We start from the raw sequence: 17,262 nt of genomic DNA, 5'->3' as shown, positions 1-17,262 counted from the left end.
TACCTGAAGCAACACCGCTTATATACCCGCACACTTGGAATTATTTGAGTCTCTAAAAATGAGGGGATCTCTGAGGGGTAATGGAGGTGATATGGGCATCCCCGTCCAGTGATTTGAAGATCTGCACCACGGCTTCGCCATGGATCGGTTTGGCAAGCGGCACTGTGCTCTTGCACTTGAAGCGGTAGTTGGTGCCAGCCACCACTTGAGTGGAGACTTCAAAGGGTACGTACTGCACCCCGACAAAACCTTTCAGCGCCCGGTCAAATACCGCCTGATCCTCGGCGGTCAGCTTGTGATATGGGTCTATCCACCCACCAACACGGCTTGTTCTGACATATCAAACTCTCCGTGCTCTATGACCCCGACTCGTTTGGCCGATCGGGCTGCGCCCCGTTGATTCAAGTGGTTTCCGGTCTCCACCGGGGTGTCATCACTGCCGGTTGGCGCGATGACGATGGGCCCGTTTACGCGGCTGTCAACGCGTTGATCTGCCCTCCCCCCAACCACGAGCCGCTGTTAACAGCAGGCTCAATTGGCATGAGAGAGCCTGGTGCGGGATCGCAAAAATGCCCCTGTCACATATGACCGGGGCAAGGTGGCGAAAAAGCGGATCGAAAAAAGAAGATGTGTAGCGCAAACGATTGAAAAAAGAAAAGACGCCTCAAGGGCGTCTTTTTGCATTTTTATGCTCGAAGGGTAGAAGGGCGCGAGCCGCTTATTCCCATTCGATGGTTGCGGGCGGCTTGCCGGAGACGTCGTACACCACGCGGGAGATACCGTTGATCTCGTTGATGATGCGATTCGATACGTGACCGAGGAAGTCGTACGGCAGGTGAGCCCAATGGGCGGTCATAAAGTCGATGGTTTCGACGGCGCGCAGCGCAATCACCCAGTCGTACTTGCGACCATCGCCCATGACGCCAACAGAGCGCACCGGCAGGAACACGGCAAACGCCTGGCTGACCTGGTTGTAGAGGTCGGCTTTGCGCAGCTCTTCGATAAAGACAGCATCGGCCTTGCGCAGCAGATCGCAGTACTCTTTCTTCACTTCGCCAAGCACGCGCACGCCCAGACCCGGGCCCGGGAACGGGTGACGGTAGAGCATGTCGTAGGGCAGACCCAGTTCGAGACCAACGCGGCGCACTTCGTCTTTGAACAGCTCGCGCAGCGGCTCGACCAGACCCATCTTCATTTCGTCCGGCAGGCCGCCGACGTTGTGGTGAGATTTGATGACATGGGCTTTGCCGGTCTTGCTGGCAGCGGATTCGATGACATCCGGATAGATGGTGCCCTGGGCCAGCCAGCGAGCATTTTTCAGCTTCTTGGCTTCGTCGTCGAACACTTCGACGAAGACGCGGCCGATGATCTTGCGCTTGGCTTCCGGCTCGTCTTCACCCGCCAGGGCTGAGAGGAAGCGCTCTTCCGCTTCAACCTTGATGATGTTCAGACCAAAGTGGTCACCAAACATCTCCATCACCTGCTCGCCTTCGTTCAGACGCAGCAGACCGTTGTCAACGAAGACGCAGGTCAAGCGATCGCCGATGGCGCGGTGCACCAGCATGGCGACCACGGAGGAGTCGACACCACCGGAGAGGCCGAGGATCACTTCGTCGTCACCTACCTGCTCGCGGATGCGGGCTACGGCGTCGTCGATGATGGTGGCCGGAGTCCACAGGCATTCGCAGCCACAGATGTCCTTGACGAAGTGCTCCAGCATGCGAGCACCCTGACGGGTGTGGGTCACTTCCGGGTGGAACTGCACGCCGTAGAAGCGCTTGGCTTCGTTGGCCATGGCCGCGTGGGGGCAGGTCGGGGTGCTGGCGATGGTGGTGAAGTCAGCCGGGATGGAGGTGACCTTGTCACCGTGGCTCATCCAGACATCCAGCAGGGCATTGCCGTTGTCGGCGATGGCATCTTCGATGTTGCGCAAGAGGGCGCTGGTCTTGCCGGAGTCGCCCAGCACTTCGACCTTGGCGTAACCGAATTCACGCTCGGTGGAGGATTGCACTTTGCCACCCAGCTGCTCGGCCATGGTCTGCATGCCGTAGCAGATGCCAAACACCGGCACACCGGCGTTGAACACGTACTCGGGAGCGCGCGGGCTGCCCGCTTCGGTGACGGACTCCGGACCGCCGGAGAGGATGATGCCGTTGGGGTTGAATTCGCGGATCTGCTCTTCGGTCACATCCCAGGCCCACAGTTCGCAGTAAACACCGATCTCGCGCACACGGCGGGCAATCAGCTGGGTGTACTGGGAACCGAAGTCGAGGATAAGGATACGGTGCTGGTGAATGTCTTTAGTCATTTTATTCCTGCATCAGGCTGATGTTTTAACAAAAAGCATGGGGATAAAAACGGTGTCAAAACGGGGCCGTAGCCCCGTCTTGTATCAGCCCATCCGATAGTTGGGGGCTTCTTTGGTAATGGTCACATCGTGGACGTGGGACTCTTTCATCCCGGCGCCGGAGATGCGCACGAACTCTGCCTTGGTGCGCATGTCGTCGATGGTGGCGCTGCCGGTCAACCCCATGGAGGAGCGCAGGCCGCCCATCTGCTGGTGGATGATCTCTTTGAGGCGGCCCTTGTACGGCACGCGACCTTCGATGCCTTCCGGCACCAGCTTGTCAGCGGCGTTGTCGGTCTGGAAGTAGCGGTCGCTGGAACCTTTGGACATGGCGCCCAGGGAACCCATACCACGGTAGGATTTGAAGGAGCGACCCTGATAGAGCTCGATCTCGCCCGGCGCTTCTTCAGTACCGGCGAACATGGAGCCGACCATGACGCAGCTGGCGCCCGCGGCGATGGCCTTGGCGATGTCGCCGGAGAAGCGGATACCGCCATCGGCAATCACCGGAATACCGGTGCCTTCCAGCGCATCAACGGCGTCGGAGATGGCAGTGATCTGGGGGACACCGACACCGGTGACGATACGGGTAGTACAGATGGAGCCCGGGCCGATACCGACCTTGACTGCGTTGACACCGGCAGCAGCCAGCGCCTTGGCGCCGGCACCGGTCGCCACGTTGCCACCGATGATCTGCAGATCCGGATAGGCGTCGCGAGTGGCCTTGATGCGATCCAGCACGCCCTGGGAGTGGCCGTGGGAGGAGTCGATCAGCAGCACGTCAACACCGGCTTCCACCAGCGCAGCAACGCGCTCTTCGTTACCGGCACCGGCACCGACCGCGGCACCGACGCGCAGACGACCCTTGTCATCTTTACAGGCGTGCGGCTTGCGCTCGGCTTTCTGGAAATCTTTAACGGTGATCATGCCCTTGAGTTTGAAGTCGGCGTTCACCACCAGCACTTTTTCGATACGGTGCTTTTGCATCAGGGCAACCACCTCTTCGCGAGGGGCCCCTTCACGCACGGTGACCAGACGATCTTTCTGGGTCATGATCTGTTCAACGGTCTGGGAGAGGTCAATCACGAAGCGCACGTCACGGCCGGTGATGATACCGACCAGCTTGTTGCCATCAGTCACCACAGGGTAACCGGCGAAGCCATTCTTGTGGCTCAGCTCCTTGATTTGGGCAATGGTCATGTCAGGGCGTACGGTGACGGGGTCAGTGACCACGCCGCTTTCGTACTTCTTGACCTTGCGCACTTCGGCAGCCTGCTGCTCGATGGACATGTTCTTGTGGATAAAGCCGATACCGCCTTCCTGGGCCAGAGCGATAGCCAAACGGGCATCAGTCACTGTGTCCATGGCAGCGGAGATCATGGGGATGTTCAGGCTGATGGTGGAGGTCAGCTTGGTACGCAGATCGGCAGTATTGGGAAGAACTTCGGAGTGGGCGGGAACCAACAGTACATCGTCGAAGGTTAACGCTTCTTTGGCAATCCTGAGCATGGCAATATCTCACCGTTGAGGAAGTGGGGGTGTAAAATATTGCCGACGAAGTTTACTCACCGATTGGTCACTGGTAAAGAAGTTTTTTGAATTTTTTATGGCGTAGCCCTCTTTTAGGCGGCCAAGAGGCTAAAAAACCAAGACTTTCTCTTCAAAAATGGCCGTTTTGTGGCAAAAGAGTTGAGCGAATGGAGTTTTATGCAAAATGCCCCTGATGAATTTCCCCCGGCGGCAGATTGGCAACCCCCTGCCCTCTTCCCCATCCTGCAGCAAAACAGACCCAGATAACCCAGCATTCCATTGCATCGCAATGCACTCGTTAACACGCGAGGCAAGTCGCCATGTTGGCAGTTGTTGCGCTGGCGCAACAAATCAAACAATTCCTGTCACACACACGCAAAAGTTGTGGCAGCCGGAAGAGGTGGTCTCGTAAGATACCCTGCAGCGCCATGATGTGACCATGCTCGTATTGGCCCACCCGGGCCACCAACAAGAGAGGTCAAGCACCGGAAAACGGGGCAACAGCGAATATATTCTGCGGTGAAACAAAACCCGGCAGAATAACGAGTTTGCCACCCTAACATGCTTATTTCAGTGCATGGAAAACAATCCACACATATCAATCAACCATCGCGGGAATATATATGAGATTTCAAGGAAAGATTTCTGAGTGGAACGATGACAAGGGATATGGATTCGTCGAACCTAATGGCGGAGGTGAACGCACATTTATTCATATCAAGTCATTCAAATCGAGAGCACGAAGACCCGCCAATGGCGATCTGGTTATTTATGAAGTAGAGAAAGATAGTCGGCAACGCAGCAATGCAGTCAATGTCTCGTTTCCCCATGAACGATCACAGCAAAGAAAGAGAGGGGGCAGTAACGTCAGTCTGATATGGCCACTACTGTTTATATCAAGCATATTTGCACTCACCCTGTTTCAGCGTATTCCGGCTCTCATCCTCATCGTCTATATATCCCTGAGCATTATTACGTTTATTGCCTATGCCATTGACAAACATGCCGCCCAAAATAACCACTGGCGTACTCAAGAGAGCACCCTGCATCTGCTGGCCCTGCTCGGTGGTTGGCCTGGCGCCCTCTCTGCCCAACAGCTGCTCAGGCATAAATCAGCCAAAGTGGAATTTCGCCAGGTGTTCTGGGTAACGGTTTTCATGAATCTGCTTCTGCTGTGCGGGTTAACCATGAGCGATCCGGGTCGTGCCATGCTTGGCACTGTCACCACAGAGATCCTCCATCTGATCGCCCCCTGGGCTTGAGTCCGTGTTCGGCATAACTTATCGCCATCAGATTTTGCCCTTGCATCAATTTAACCGGTGGCCTGATTGATACCCGCATCAAACGCCACCGGTTTGCGCCCTTCAACGCGACAGCGCAGAGTCACTCTCTGACAAGCTAGCCAAACAAGATGTCCGGGCTCGGCTCCTGCCGCGCGCTGGGGTAAGATAGCGGCCATCGTTTTATTCCGGCCCGCCGGAGCAGACCACAGGTACGCCCTTGAACCGATTTACCCCATCTAGTGCGGCGAGTGGCCGCGAGCAGCAGGTCTTTACCGTCACCCGCCTCAACAGCGCCGTGCGCATGATCCTGGAGCAGGATCTGGGGCTGGTGTGGCTGACCGGCGAGCTCTCCAACTTGGCGATGCCTAGCTCCGGCCACTGGTACTTTTCGCTCAAAGATCTGGGGGCGCAGGTGCGCTGCGCCATGTTCAAGGGCAACAACCGGCGGGTGACGTTTCGCCCGCAGGATGGCATGCAAGTGCTGGTGCAGGCGCGAGTTTCCCTCTATGAGCCGCGCGGCGACTACCAGCTGATCATCGAGTCGATGCAACCCGCTGGCGACGGCGTGCTGGCGCTGCGTTTTGAAGAGCTCAAGCGCCGCCTCGGGGCCGAAGGGCTGTTTGACGAGAGCCGCAAGCGGCCGCTGCCCCGCGAACCGCGCGCGGTGGGCCTCATCACCTCCGCCACTGGCGCGGCTTTGCACGATATGCTGACGGTGCTTAAACGCCGCGCCCCGGATCTGCCGGTCTTTATCTACCCGACCCAGGTGCAGGGGAGCGCCGCCATCAGCCAGATCGTCGCGGCGATCGCCAAAGCGAACCAGCGCGCCGAGGTGGATGTGCTGATCGTCGGCCGCGGTGGCGGATCGCTCGAAGATCTCTGGTGCTTTAACGAAGAGGCGGTAGCGCGCGCCATTGCCCACTCCGCCATTCCGGTTATCAGCGCGGTGGGCCACGAGGTGGATGTCACCATCAGCGACTTTGCCGCCGACTTGCGCGCCCCAACCCCGTCGGCGGCCGCCGAACTGGTGGCGCCGGACAATCAGGCCCGCATCCAGCGCCTCGCCCATCTCAAGCAGCGACTGCTGCAGGCGATGAACCGCCAGCAGACCGCCGCCCGCCACGATTTCATCCTGCTGCAAAAGCGGCTCGACCATCAGGATCCGAAGCGGCGGCTGGAGCAGCAGTCCCAGCGCCTCGACGAACTTTCTGCCCGTTTGCAGCAGCTGCTTCGCCAGCGGCTGCATCAGGGAGAGCGGCGCCTCGCCAATCTTGAGCTGCGCCTGCAGGGCAAGAGCCCGGAGCGCTTGCTGGCCGCCGGCAAGCGCCGCCACCAGCTGGCCGAGGAGCGGCTCCATGCCCTGATTGCCAAACGCCAGGATCTGGCCAGCCACCGCCTCGCCATGCTCACCGCCCGCCTCGACGGAGTGAGCCCGCTTGCTACTCTGGGTCGCGGTTACTCCATCACCCGCACCCCGCGCGGCGAAGTCATCAGCCGCGCCGATCAGGTCAGCAGTGGCGACCAGCTTATCACCACCCTAGCGCAAGGGAGCCTGCAGGTGCGGGTCGAGGGAATTAAGCCGTAACCCGCGCTCTTGAGCCGCGACCCGGCGCTGCGCCTCACTGGCAGCTGGTGCCCCGGTCATACCTGTATAAAAAAATCCCCGCCGGTTGGCGGGGATTTTTATTGGAACGGTATTAACACCTGTCAGCGAGAGCGACCCGCTTAACTGGCCTTGCGCAGGATCTGCTCAAGGTAGTCGGCGAAGTTGTGACCGTTATGCTCCAGCAGTTTCGGGAACATGGATATAGAGGTCATGCCCGGGAAGGTGTTGATCTCGTTGAGCAGGATCTCGCCCTCATCGGTCAGGAAAAAGTCGATGCGCGAGAGGTGGGTCAGTTTCAGCTGACGGAACGCCTTGAGGGCATACTCGTGGATCGCGTCGGCCTGGGCCTGGGTCAGCCCCTCGGCACGCAACGCAGTCTCGGTGTGGCTGGCACTGCTGTACTTCTCTTCATAGGTGTAGAACTTGTCCTGCGGCACGCAGATCTCGCCCGGATAAGTCGCCACCAGCTCGTCACCGTACTGGTAAACCGCCACTTCCAGCTCGCGCGGCTTGACCGCTTTCTCGATCAATACCTGCTCGGAGTAACCGAAGGCATCGGCAATGCCCTTCACCAGATCCGCTTCGTTGCTGGCGGAGTAGCAGCCAACGGAAGAGCCCTGGGAGGCCGCCTTGATAAAGACCTTGCCCCACTTGGCCAGCGCGGCTTTGGCATCGCTCAGCGCCGCGTCGTTTTGCTCGGTCAGGAACAGATAAGGGGTGTTGGGAATGCCGATGGCGGAGAGCCACAGCTTGGTGCTGATCTTGTTGAAGCAGATCTTGCTCGCCTCGGCATCGCAACCGAGATAAGGCAATCCGGCCAGTTCGAGGAAGGATTGCAGATCGCCGGTCTCACCCGGGTAGCCGTGGATGCAGGGCACCACGTAATCCACCGGACGGGCCACGCTGTCAAACGAGAGCAGCTTGTCGAGCCCCAGCTTGCACTCGCGGCCATCGGCACTGAGCCAGCGATCGGCGAACATCTCGACGCGGGTCACTTCGACACCGGGCAGGAGGCCCAGTTGTTGCTCGAGGAAATTGGCGCTGCGCAGAGAAACTTCGTGCTCGGAGCCACCGCCGCCGCACAGCAGCAAGACATGCATGTTCTTCATTAGATGTGATCCCTTGGGAAAAGCGGCCTCGTCATGACCATTTGATAAGCTAACCACCATAAAAACCGGACGAAGCCAGATACGAACATAAGTGCGCGCCAGTGTAGCAAGGGAGATCAACCCTTGTCAGCTGATGGGAGACCCATGACCCCACTTCTTGCAGTGAAAAGTCTCCCCTGTGTCAAAATCGGGACACATTGTCCCTCAGCGCGGGGGATCGACCCTTCCCATCCCGTTGCCATTGACCCGAAACCAGCCGGCGATGCTGTAGCGCTCGCGGTTGGCAGGCAGCACCTCGTGGGGAAACTCTTCGGAGAGAAACAGCACCAGCCGCCCGCCCTTGGGGCTGACATCCATCAGAAACTGCTCGTCGTTGTCATAGAAGCGCAGCAGGCCACCGGCTTCCGGTTGCCAGTCGTTGTTGAGGTAGAAGACCGAGGTGAGGCGGCGGTTGGAGCGACCGGCAAAGGCATCGCGATGGGTAGCGTAAAAATCGCCGCTGCGATAGCGGGCAAAGTGGGCCTCGTAGTCAAACAGCCCCAGCATCAGCATCCGGTTGGCGGCAAGACGCAGGGACTCCATCCGCGCAAGGTAGTCGGCCACCGGCGCCCCGAGGGAGGGCTCCAGCCAGTGGATCTGGTCACGGCGAATGTCGGGATTGCCCTGATGCAGGGCGTCACGGCCGATCCCGGCCGGTTGCCATTCGCCTGGCAAACAGGCTTTGAGGGCATCCACCTCTGCGGCGGTCAAAAAATCATCCACTATCACCCATCCCCGGGTGTAAATGGCATCCATGGCAGCTTGATAGTCCAAGATTGGCTCACAATGAGTGGAGAGAGGGCGCTTTTTAGCGACTTACCGGCCAAGTCACAAACCGGTTTGCTTCTCTTGAGAAGTCCCACCATCAATACGCGATTTGTCGCCCGCTTCCCCGCTTTTTGTCGCCAGTTGTGATCCCGCCCCACCGGACGGCGTATTGGCTGTCGAAACTGTGATGGCCCTTGCAATCAAGGGGAAGAGAGAGTGCGGGTCTCTTGCCGCCAAAAGAGCCAACCGATACCGTACTCCAGTACCATTACGCTATTCATCCGACATCTATCGCCACAACCGACCGAACACCTCACGGACAACCAATAGAAGGATCTGCTTATGCCTCTGCCCGATCTCACTTTGCAACGACTGGATGGCACCCCCTATCCGCTGGCCCAACTGGCGGGCAAGGTGGTGCTGGTAGTCAATGTCGCCAGTCGCTGCGGCTTTACTCCCCAATATGAAGGACTGGAAGCCCTCTATCGGGAACTCGGCCCCAAGGGGCTGGTGATCCTGGGCTTCCCCTGCAACCAGTTTGGCAATCAGGAGCCGGGGGATGCGGACGAAATTGCCCGCTTCTGCTCCCTCGACTATCCGGTCACCTTCCCCATCATGGCCAAGTGCGATGTCAACGGCGAGCATGCCCACCCCTTCTACCAGTGGCTTAAAAAACAGAAGCCGGGTTTTCTGGGGCTGGAAAACGTCAAATGGAACTTCACCAAGTTCCTGATCGACCAGGAGGGTAATGTGGTGGACCGCTTCGCCCCCCAGGCCAAACCGGAGAACCTGGCCGAGCAGATCCGCGAGATGTTCTGAATCGCCCGACGCGTGTTGCGCCACTGCGTTGAACGATTGTGTGGCGGCCGGTGCGACAGCTACTGCGCAGCGGCCGCTATTTTGCTATATTACGGCCCCACTATCTTTTCCATATCGTGGCTGGCCCCAAAGTGCTGGCTGCCCGTTGAGCCAAAGGCTCATCTCAGGAGTGTCTCTCGAACATGTCATTCAACGAACTGGGTCTGTCTCCGCATATTCTGCGGGCCGTCAAGGAGCTGGGTTACGAACAGCCAACCCCCATCCAGCAGCAAGCGATTCCGGCCATTCTGGCTGGTCAGGATGTGCTCGGCGGCGCTCAGACAGGCACAGGCAAAACGGCCGGTTTCACCCTGCCGATGTTGCAGCGTCTGCTGGCCAACCATGGCCGTGGCCGTCGTCAGGTACGCGCCCTGGTGCTGACCCCGACCCGCGAACTGGCGGCACAGGTGGGCGAGAGCATCATCAAGTATGCCCACCACCTACCGTTCAAGACGCTGATCGCCTACGGCGGCGTCAGCATCAAGCCCAATCTGGATGCCATCAAGCTGGGTGTGGACATTCTGGTCGCCACCCCGGGCCGACTGCTGGATCTGCTGACCCAGGGCGCCCTGACCCTGAGCGAGCTGGAAGTGCTGGTGCTGGATGAAGCGGATCGCATGCTCGACATGGGCTTCATCGTCGACATCCGCCGCATCATGAAGGCGTTGCCTGCAGAGCGGCAGACCCTGCTCTTCTCCGCCACCTTCTCCAACGAGATCAAGGCGCTGGCCGATGATCTGCTCAACGATCCCACCCTGATCGAGGTGGATCCGAGCAACACCGCCGCCGAGCAGGTCTCCCAACGCATCATTCAGGTGGATCGGGAACGCCGCCGCGAGTTGCTCTCCCACATGATTGGCCGTGGCAACTGGCAGCGGGTGCTGGTGTTTGTCCGCACCAAGCAGATCGCCGACCGCCTCGCCCAGCAGATGCAAAAAGATGGCCTCAACACCGTGGCGATCCACGGTGACAAGAGCCAGGGTGCCCGCAACCGTGCGCTGGCCGATTTTCGCAGCGGCGCCGTGCGGGTGCTGGTGGCGACCGATATCGCCGCCCGCGGCCTCGATATCGATCAACTGCCCTACGTGATCAACTTCGAACTGCCCCAGATGGCGGAGGATTACATCCACCGTATCGGCCGTACCGGTCGTGCTGGTCGCGGCGGCGAGGCGATCTCGCTGGTCAGCCATGACGAACTGGGTCAGCTCAAGGCCATCGAAGCATTGATCGGCCAATCCCTGACCGTGGAGATCCTGGAAGGGTACGAGCCCAGCGGCAAGCCGAGCCGTCAGACCCTGCCGGGCAGCAAACCGGTGCAGAACCCGCCCCGTGAGCGCGGCCATGCCAACGCCAAGAGCAATGCCAAAGGCAAGCCTGCCGCAGGTAAGGGCAAAGCCAAGGGTGATACCGCCAAGAAGCCAGCCCAGTCTCCTCAAAACAAGTCCCGCAAGCGGGAAGTGGTAGGCGAGGATATCGGCTTTACTCCGATGCGCCGCCTGCCCAAGGCGATGCGCGACAGCTATCAGGACAGCAGCGACGAGTAAGCTCGCGCGCGACGCTAACTGCCAAACCCAAAGAGGGAGCCTGCAAGGCTCCCTCTTTCGTTATGAATGGTGCGAGCTGGCGCAAGTGATCCACTCAGGATCAGACCAGCGAATGGCGCACCGCTGCGGCGCCATGGCTGGGCGGCGCTGAACCATCGAGCGGATTGAGTTGCAAGAACTCGAACAGGCCTGCCTGCATATTGACGTTCCAGAAGCGCCCGGCGAGGGTGAGTTGCAGCCGTGCGCTCTCTATCTCGGCCAGCCCATGCTGCTGCCAGGCGGCAAAGAGCGGCATCAGATGGGTCAGCAAAGGTGCAGGCAGACGATCCAGCGCCAGCACGCCGCTGTCGAGGGCGCCGCGCAGCAGACCATCCATCCGCGCATTGGGGTTGCGCCCCATCACCATCCCAGGCGCCCGCTTGCCGTTGGCCAGTGCGTCGTGCCAAGGGGCCAGATCCCGGCCATACATCAAGCCGTGACCAAGAATACTGCCCCCCGCACCGGCGCCAAAGGGGAGGATCTCGGCGCCGCGCTTGGCCATCTGGTTATAGCGGCTCTGCTCGGCCGGACTGCGCCGCCAGTGGCTGCAAGAGAGGCGCTCCCAGCCGTGGGCTTCCAGTTGCGCTCCGCCATAGGCATACATGGCCGCCCGCTGCTGGCCATCGGCGAGCCAATACTGGGTGCCCTTCTCCTGCGCCCGCTCCAGATTGGTGCCCTGCATGGCGATCAGCTGGTAGAGATCGACCCCGTGTACACCGCTCGCCATCACATCACGGATATCCTGCTGCCACACGGCATCATCCTGACCGGGCAGGCCAAAGATGAGGTCCGCCACGATCACAGCCGCATCATCCCGGGTCAGCTCGCCAAGGCGGGCCAGCAGCGTCTCCCTGTCATCGAAGCGGGCTGCCTGCTGGCGCACCCGGCTATCAAAGCTCTGCACCCCGAACGAGAAACGGTTGAACCCACCCGCCAGCGCCGCCTGCCATTTCTCATCGTCAAAACCGTTGAGCCGTCCCTCCAGCGTCACCTCGGCATCGGCCGCCAGCGGAAAACGGCGGATCACTGCGGCCAGCATGGCCAACTCGCCGGCGCTCATGTCGGTCGGTGTGCCGCCCCCTACATAGACGGCTGAAAACGGCATGCTCTGCGCCAGCGGGGTGTCCGCCGCCTGCGCAAGGGAGGCGCAGAGGGCGTTGACGTAGCGGTTGATCCGCGCCGGATTGGCGCCATTTTCAAAGAAATTGCAGAAACTGCAGCGCTTGCGGCAAAACGGAATATGGATGTAGAGGGCGCGCTCCTCAGCTTCACTCTCTCGCTGCCACCAGCTCTGCCAGCCAGCCTCATCGAGCGGGAAGGGGCGCATCCCTCCCCGACTGGCATGAGCCGAGGTCTTGGCGCTAAAGGCAAACTTGAGGGGATCCGGCGAGGCAATGCCGGTCATTGAAGGGGTCAGAATCATGGTGGTCACTATTCAGAAAATAATGACAATGATAACGATTATCGTTACTTGCAATTTGTTCTGGATCAACCCGCAGAGCCGCGCACCTCGCCGAGGTCATTTTGGCAACCTGCATTACCGATCTGCTTAACAGATTATTTACTAAAGAGCGGTTATGGTGTGCCGATAGAGAACCATCTCCCGCCATTTCCTCGTCTACGATCAAGACGATACGGGATCACATAACAACACCGAGCGCATGGAACTTGCCCAAAATGCATAACCTCTCCCTGAACTGGAAAATCTTCCTCCCCCTTGCGCTGGTCATCAGCACCACCTTTGGCCTCTGCTTCGAACTTTCCGCCTGGCTGCAACGGGATCTCGCCATCCGGCTGGCGGGCGAAAAAGTGGAGAGCGCCGCCAACACCTACATGGATCAGCTCAACGTCCTGATGATGACCGGTGGCATGGCCAACCGGCAAATCGTGCAGACCAAGCTCAAGAGTGAAGCGGGCATCGTCGAGGCTCGCCTGATCCGCGCCCCGGCCGTCAGCAACCTGTTTGGCCCGGGTCACCCGGATCAGAAAGCGCAGGATCCCCTCGATGAGCGCGCCATCAATCAGGGAGAGACCATTATGGAGCAGCAGGGTAACCGGCTCACCCTGATCAAACCGTTCAAAGCCTACAAGGAGTATCGCGGTACCCAGTGCACAACCTGTCATCAGGTCAATGAAGGGACCGTGATGGGCGCAGTGCGGATCAGTTACGACCTCAGCCACACCTTTGGCGAGATCCGCCACAACAACCTGATCCTGAGCGGCAGTCTGGCCGCCGTCTTCAGCATCGGCTTTGGCTTGCTCTGGTGGGTGTTGCAACGCTACGTAAAACGCCCGCTGCGCCAATTGCAGCTCACCATGATCCAGATGGCCAAGGAGCGCAACCTCGCCCTCCCCCTGGTCAATCACAGCCGGGATGAACTGGGCCAGATGACCCGCGCCGTCAATGACATGGTGCAGGGCTTCCGCCACAGTCTGCAGGAGGTGGAAGGAGCAACCCACCAGCTCTATCAGGAGTCGAACCAGATCCGTCAGGTGGCGACCCAGACCGAAAACTCGGCCCGTCAGCAAGAGGGGATGACCACCCAGGTGGCCGCCGCCGTGAGCGAGCTGGCCGCCAGCTCTCATGAGGTGCGCGAACATGCCCGCCACAGCGCCGAGCTCTCCGCCCTCACCAATCAGGATGCCGCCGACACCAGCCGCCTCGCCCAGCACTCCATCACCGACATGGGCGAGATGTCGGCAGAGATTGATCGGGTAGATCAGGTGATCCAGCAGCTCGACAGCCGCTGCCTGGCGGTTGACGGTGTGCTCGAGGTGATCAAGGGGATTGCCGATCAGACCAACCTGCTGGCCCTCAACGCCGCCATTGAAGCGGCCCGGGCGGGCGAGCAAGGTCGCGGCTTTGCGGTAGTAGCCGATGAAGTGCGGGCCCTCTCCAACCGCAGCCGCGCCGCCAGCGAAGAGATATCCCAGATGATCGCCGCCCTGCAAAAAGAGGCTCAGAGCGCGGTTACGGTGATCGGGGATGCAAAAAGCAAAGCCGGTGAGAGCATCAGCAAGACCGAGGCGACCTTGGCGGCCATGCAGAACATCATCGAGCGCATCGCCCGCATCAACGACCTCAACGCCCAGATGGCCCAGTCCGCCGAAGAGCAGGACCGGGTCTGCAGTGAGGTGGACAGCTCGGTGAGCGACATCCGCAACACCTCCAACGACACCCTGGGTCAGGCACACGCCGCCAACCTCGCCAGCATCCAGTTGGTGGAGCAGTGCCAGAAACTGGAGGCACTGCTGAAAACCTATCGCTGGTAATCCACTTCACCAACGAAAAAGCGCGACCCGAGGGTCGCGCTTCTGTTTTCTGGATTTGGCTTCGCTCAACTGCGGCCTTGCGTGTTCACTATCAACAACGCCGCAGAGCATGCTTTAACGGGCGTTGCGGGTTGCTACGGCATCCGCCAGATTGCGCAGCAGCACTTCGGTATCGGCCCAACCGATGCAGGCATCTGTTATGCTCTGGCCAACGGTGAGTTCACACCCTTCCACCAGATCCTGACGCCCTTCCACCAGATGGCTCTCCACCATCACACCAAACACCGCCTTGCTGCCAGCACGCAGTTGATCGGCCACATCTTCGGCCACCACCATCTGGTTCTTGAACTGCTTGCTGCTGTTGGCGTGGCTAAAGTCGATCATCACCTTCTGCGGCAGACCGGCTTTCTCCAGTCCCTTCACTACCTCGCTGACATGGGCCGCGCTGTAGTTCGGCTCACGGCCGCCGCGCAGGATGATGTGACAGTCCGGGTTGCCGCGGGTCGCCACGATGGCGGAGTGACCGTATTTGGTGACCGACAGGAAGTGGTGCGGCGCACTGGCGGCACCAATGGCATCGATGGCGACCTTGATGGTGCCGTCGGTGCCGTTCTTGAAGCCCACCGGGCAGGAGAGACCGGAGGCCAACTCGCGGTGTACCTGGGATTCGGTGGTTCGGGCACCGATCGCGCCCCAGCTCATCAGATCCGCCACATATTGCGGGGTGATCATGTCGAGGAATTCGGAGGCCGTCGGCAGCCCCATGTCGTTGAGATCCAGCAACAGCTTGCGACCAATGCGCAGACCGTCGTTGATCTTGCAGCTGTTGTCGAGGTACGGATCGTTGATCAGCCCTTTCCAGCCCACTGTGGTGCGCGGTTTTTCGAAGTAGACCCGCATCACGATTTCCAGCTGACCTTTCAGCTCGTCACGCAACGCCTTGAGGCGCTTGCCGTACTCCAGCGCGGCCACCGGATCGTGGATGGAGCAAGGACCAATCACCACCAGCAGACGATCATCTTCGCCAGCCAGGATATTGTGAATGGCCTGACGGGATTCAAACACGGTGGACGAGGCCACCTCGGTAGCCGGAAACTTCTCAAGCACCGCAACCGGGGGTAATAACTCTTTGATTTCACTGATACGAACGTCGTCGGTTTGATGCTGCATGACAAGGCTTCCTGCTAGATGACTGCGATTAAGAAATCTCAACATAGCCCGCGACAGCGCGCGTGTAAATAGGAAATTACAGCAACCACAAAACTATTTTGCGCGACAACCTTGCAAGTTATTTAAATGATGCTAGACGAAATGGCGATACAGGCGAGGAAGGCAAAAAGGCCCGCTCAGCGCGGGCCCGAAGCGTCGGTGATGACGGGTTTGTCAGTGATCAGCCACGCTGGCTGATACTGGCCAGCTTGTCGAAGTAATCCGGGAAGGTCTTCGAGGTGCACTTGGGATCATTAATGGTGACCGGGGTATCCGACAGCGCCACCAGCGAGAAGCACATGGCGATCCGGTGATCGTTGTAGGTATCGATCTCGGCGTGCTTGAGCTGGGTCGGCGGGGTCACGGTGATGAAGTCATTCCCCTCTTCCACCTCGACGCCCAGCTTGCGCAGCTCGGTTGCCATGGCGTGCAGACGATCGGTCTCCTTTACCCGCCAGTTGTAGATGTTACGAATGGAGGTCGGCCCCTCGGCAAACAGCGCGGCAACGGCGATGGTCATGGCTGCATCGGGAATATGGTTCATGTCCATATCCACCCCGTGCAGCGGCGCCTGCTCAGCCTCGATGAAATCATCGCCCCAGGTGATGCGTGCGCCCATCTTCTCCAGCACGTCGGCGAAGTGGATATCCCCCTGAATGCTGTGCTTGCCGATGCCGGTGACCCGCACCTTGCCCTTGATGGCGCCCGCCGCGAGGAAGTAGGAGGCGCTGGAGGCATCCCCTTCCACCAGAAAGTCACCCGGGCTGATATAGGTCTGGTTGCCCTTGATGTAGAACAGCTTGTAGTTGTCGTGTTCGATGACCACCCCGAACTGCTTCATGATGTGCAGGGTGATGTCGATGTAGGGCTTGGAGACCAGCTCTCCCTTGATGTGGATCCGGGTATCACCGGCCGCCATCGGCGCCGCCATCAGGAAGGCAGTCAGGAACTGGCTGGAAACGGAGCCATCGACGTGCACATCGCCGCCCCACAGCCCCTTGGCATCCACCACCAGCGGCGGATAGCCATCTTTTTTCAGGTACTGGATATGGGCACCCGCTTCACGCAGGGCATCCACCAGATGGCCGATGGGACGCTCTTCCATGCGCGGCTCGCCGCCCAGAGTATATTCACCGGAGCCGAGACACAGCGCGGCGCAGAGCGGACGCATGGCGGTACCGGCGTTGCCGAGGAACAGATTGACCGGATCTTTCACCGCAAAGCTGCGGCCCAGACCGTGCACGGTGCACTCGGTCTTGTCGGCGGAGAGCTTGTACTTGACCCCGAGCTGGGTCAGCGCAGCCAGCATATGACGAATGTCATCGCTGTCGAGCAGGTTGGTCAGACGGGTGGTGCCACGGGCCAGCGCCGCCAGCAGCAGCGCACGGTTAGAGACACTCTTGGAGCCGGGCAGATTGACCTCACCGGCCACACGAGAAATGGGTTCCAAACGCAACGAATTCATAGACTTCCTGTGCTATCTCAAAATAAACGCCTGTCCGGACGTTAACAGCCTGCGTCCCGCTCGGCAAGGGCACTTTCAGGGGAAATCGCACGGCAAACGCCAGCGCGCTGGTTCTGTTGAAAAAAAGACGCCGGGGTATCCCCGGCGTCTTGAATCACTGCAATAGCTGGAAGCGGCTCACGAGTTGTCACG

13 protein-coding genes are annotated in these 17,262 nt (G+C 59.7%); 5 read left to right on the top strand and 8 right to left on the bottom strand.

Annotated features, from left to right (window positions below; all coding sequences use genetic code 11):
- Positions 1-52: 52 nt before the first annotated feature.
- From PG888_RS11580 to guaB, 3 genes are all read right to left on the bottom strand, one after another.
- The gene (locus tag PG888_RS11580; RefSeq protein ID WP_270693382.1) at positions 53-238 is read right to left on the bottom strand and encodes a hypothetical protein; all 186 of its coding nucleotides are present in this window, start codon (positions 236-238) and stop codon (positions 53-55) included.
- 480 nt (positions 239-718) lie between these two features.
- Entirely contained in the window at positions 719-2,308 is a 1,590-nt protein-coding gene (gene guaA / locus PG888_RS11575; RefSeq protein WP_139409208.1) for a glutamine-hydrolyzing GMP synthase, read from the bottom strand.
- 84 nt (positions 2,309-2,392) lie between these two features.
- Positions 2,393-3,856, bottom strand: a complete 1,464-nt coding sequence (gene guaB, locus PG888_RS11570; protein WP_075112381.1) for an IMP dehydrogenase — start codon at positions 3,854-3,856, stop codon at positions 2,393-2,395.
- Positions 3,857-4,500: 644 nt separating this feature from the next.
- Here guaB and PG888_RS11565 point away from each other — a divergent pair.
- Both PG888_RS11565 and xseA read left to right on the top strand, forming a co-directional pair.
- Positions 4,501-5,139, top strand: coding sequence for a cold shock and DUF1294 domain-containing protein (locus tag PG888_RS11565; RefSeq protein WP_182970900.1), 639 nt, complete (start codon positions 4,501-4,503; stop codon positions 5,137-5,139).
- Between the two features lie 238 nt (positions 5,140-5,377).
- Positions 5,378-6,745, top strand: a complete 1,368-nt coding sequence (xseA, locus tag PG888_RS11560; RefSeq protein WP_182970899.1) for an exodeoxyribonuclease VII large subunit — start codon at positions 5,378-5,380, stop codon at positions 6,743-6,745.
- Between the two features lie 140 nt (positions 6,746-6,885).
- Here the strand turns inward: xseA and PG888_RS11555 are convergent, their stop codons facing one another.
- Together PG888_RS11555 and PG888_RS11550 are read right to left on the bottom strand one after the other, a co-directional pair.
- A complete protein-coding gene (locus PG888_RS11555; protein WP_182970898.1) occupies positions 6,886-7,875 on the bottom strand; it encodes a D-alanine--D-alanine ligase in 990 nt (329 codons plus the stop codon).
- Positions 7,876-8,079: 204 nt separating this feature from the next.
- Positions 8,080-8,688, bottom strand: coding sequence for a 2OG-Fe(II) oxygenase (locus tag PG888_RS11550; protein WP_042657908.1), 609 nt, complete (start codon positions 8,686-8,688; stop codon positions 8,080-8,082).
- Between the two features lie 336 nt (positions 8,689-9,024).
- Here PG888_RS11550 and PG888_RS11545 point away from each other — a divergent pair, with 336 nt between their 5' ends.
- Positions 9,025-9,501, top strand: a complete 477-nt coding sequence (locus PG888_RS11545) for a glutathione peroxidase (protein WP_182970897.1) — start codon at positions 9,025-9,027, stop codon at positions 9,499-9,501.
- A gap of 182 nt (positions 9,502-9,683) precedes the next feature.
- Positions 9,684-11,084 (top strand): DEAD/DEAH box helicase, encoded by a 1,401-nt coding sequence (locus tag PG888_RS11540; RefSeq protein ID WP_075112386.1) that lies wholly within the window; start codon positions 9,684-9,686, stop codon positions 11,082-11,084.
- A gap of 100 nt (positions 11,085-11,184) precedes the next feature.
- Here PG888_RS11540 and hutW read toward each other — a convergent pair whose 3' ends face one another.
- On the bottom strand, positions 11,185-12,546 hold the full coding sequence (gene hutW / locus PG888_RS11535; protein ID WP_182970896.1) for a heme anaerobic degradation radical SAM methyltransferase ChuW/HutW: 1,362 nt from the start codon (positions 12,544-12,546) through the stop codon (positions 11,185-11,187).
- A 254-nt stretch (positions 12,547-12,800) separates the two neighbouring features.
- Between hutW and PG888_RS11530 the strand changes: the two genes are divergently transcribed.
- On the top strand, positions 12,801-14,396 hold the full coding sequence (locus tag PG888_RS11530) for a methyl-accepting chemotaxis protein (RefSeq protein ID WP_058051793.1): 1,596 nt from the start codon (positions 12,801-12,803) through the stop codon (positions 14,394-14,396).
- Positions 14,397-14,510: 114 nt separating this feature from the next.
- Here PG888_RS11530 and aroG read toward each other — a convergent pair whose 3' ends face one another.
- A complete protein-coding gene (gene aroG / locus PG888_RS11525; protein ID WP_139708301.1) occupies positions 14,511-15,566 on the bottom strand; it encodes a 3-deoxy-7-phosphoheptulonate synthase AroG in 1,056 nt (351 codons plus the stop codon).
- Between the two features lie 220 nt (positions 15,567-15,786).
- Positions 15,787-17,070: a 3-phosphoshikimate 1-carboxyvinyltransferase gene (gene aroA, locus PG888_RS11520; protein WP_182937634.1), complete on the bottom strand. Its 1,284-nt coding sequence runs from the start codon at positions 17,068-17,070 to the stop codon at positions 15,787-15,789.
- Between the last annotated feature and the right edge of the window lie 192 nt (positions 17,071-17,262).

The organism is Aeromonas sp. QDB23 (genome assembly GCF_027707745.1).
In the GTDB taxonomy this organism is placed as follows: Bacteria; Pseudomonadota; Gammaproteobacteria; order Enterobacterales; family Aeromonadaceae; genus Aeromonas; species Aeromonas allosaccharophila.
Note: the sequence above shows the minus strand (reverse complement) of the source record. Positions and strands in the feature narration are given on the sequence as shown.

Coding starts and splice junctions, on each gene's coding strand:
- PG888_RS11545 (WP_182970897.1), top strand. CDS start 9,025: ATGCCTCTGCCCGATCTCACTTTGCAACGACTGGATGGCACCCCCTAT.
- guaB (WP_075112381.1), bottom strand. CDS start 3,856: ATGCTCAGGATTGCCAAAGAAGCGTTAACCTTCGACGATGTACTGTTG.
- PG888_RS11530 (WP_058051793.1), top strand. CDS start 12,801: ATGCATAACCTCTCCCTGAACTGGAAAATCTTCCTCCCCCTTGCGCTG.
- PG888_RS11565 (WP_182970900.1), top strand. CDS start 4,501: ATGAGATTTCAAGGAAAGATTTCTGAGTGGAACGATGACAAGGGATAT.
- guaA (WP_139409208.1), bottom strand. CDS start 2,308: ATGACTAAAGACATTCACCAGCACCGTATCCTTATCCTCGACTTCGGT.
- PG888_RS11555 (WP_182970898.1), bottom strand. CDS start 7,875: ATGAAGAACATGCATGTCTTGCTGCTGTGCGGCGGCGGTGGCTCCGAG.
- aroA (WP_182937634.1), bottom strand. CDS start 17,070: ATGAATTCGTTGCGTTTGGAACCCATTTCTCGTGTGGCCGGTGAGGTC.
- hutW (WP_182970896.1), bottom strand. CDS start 12,546: ATGATTCTGACCCCTTCAATGACCGGCATTGCCTCGCCGGATCCCCTC.
- aroG (WP_139708301.1), bottom strand. CDS start 15,566: ATGCAGCATCAAACCGACGACGTTCGTATCAGTGAAATCAAAGAGTTA.
- PG888_RS11540 (WP_075112386.1), top strand. CDS start 9,684: ATGTCATTCAACGAACTGGGTCTGTCTCCGCATATTCTGCGGGCCGTC.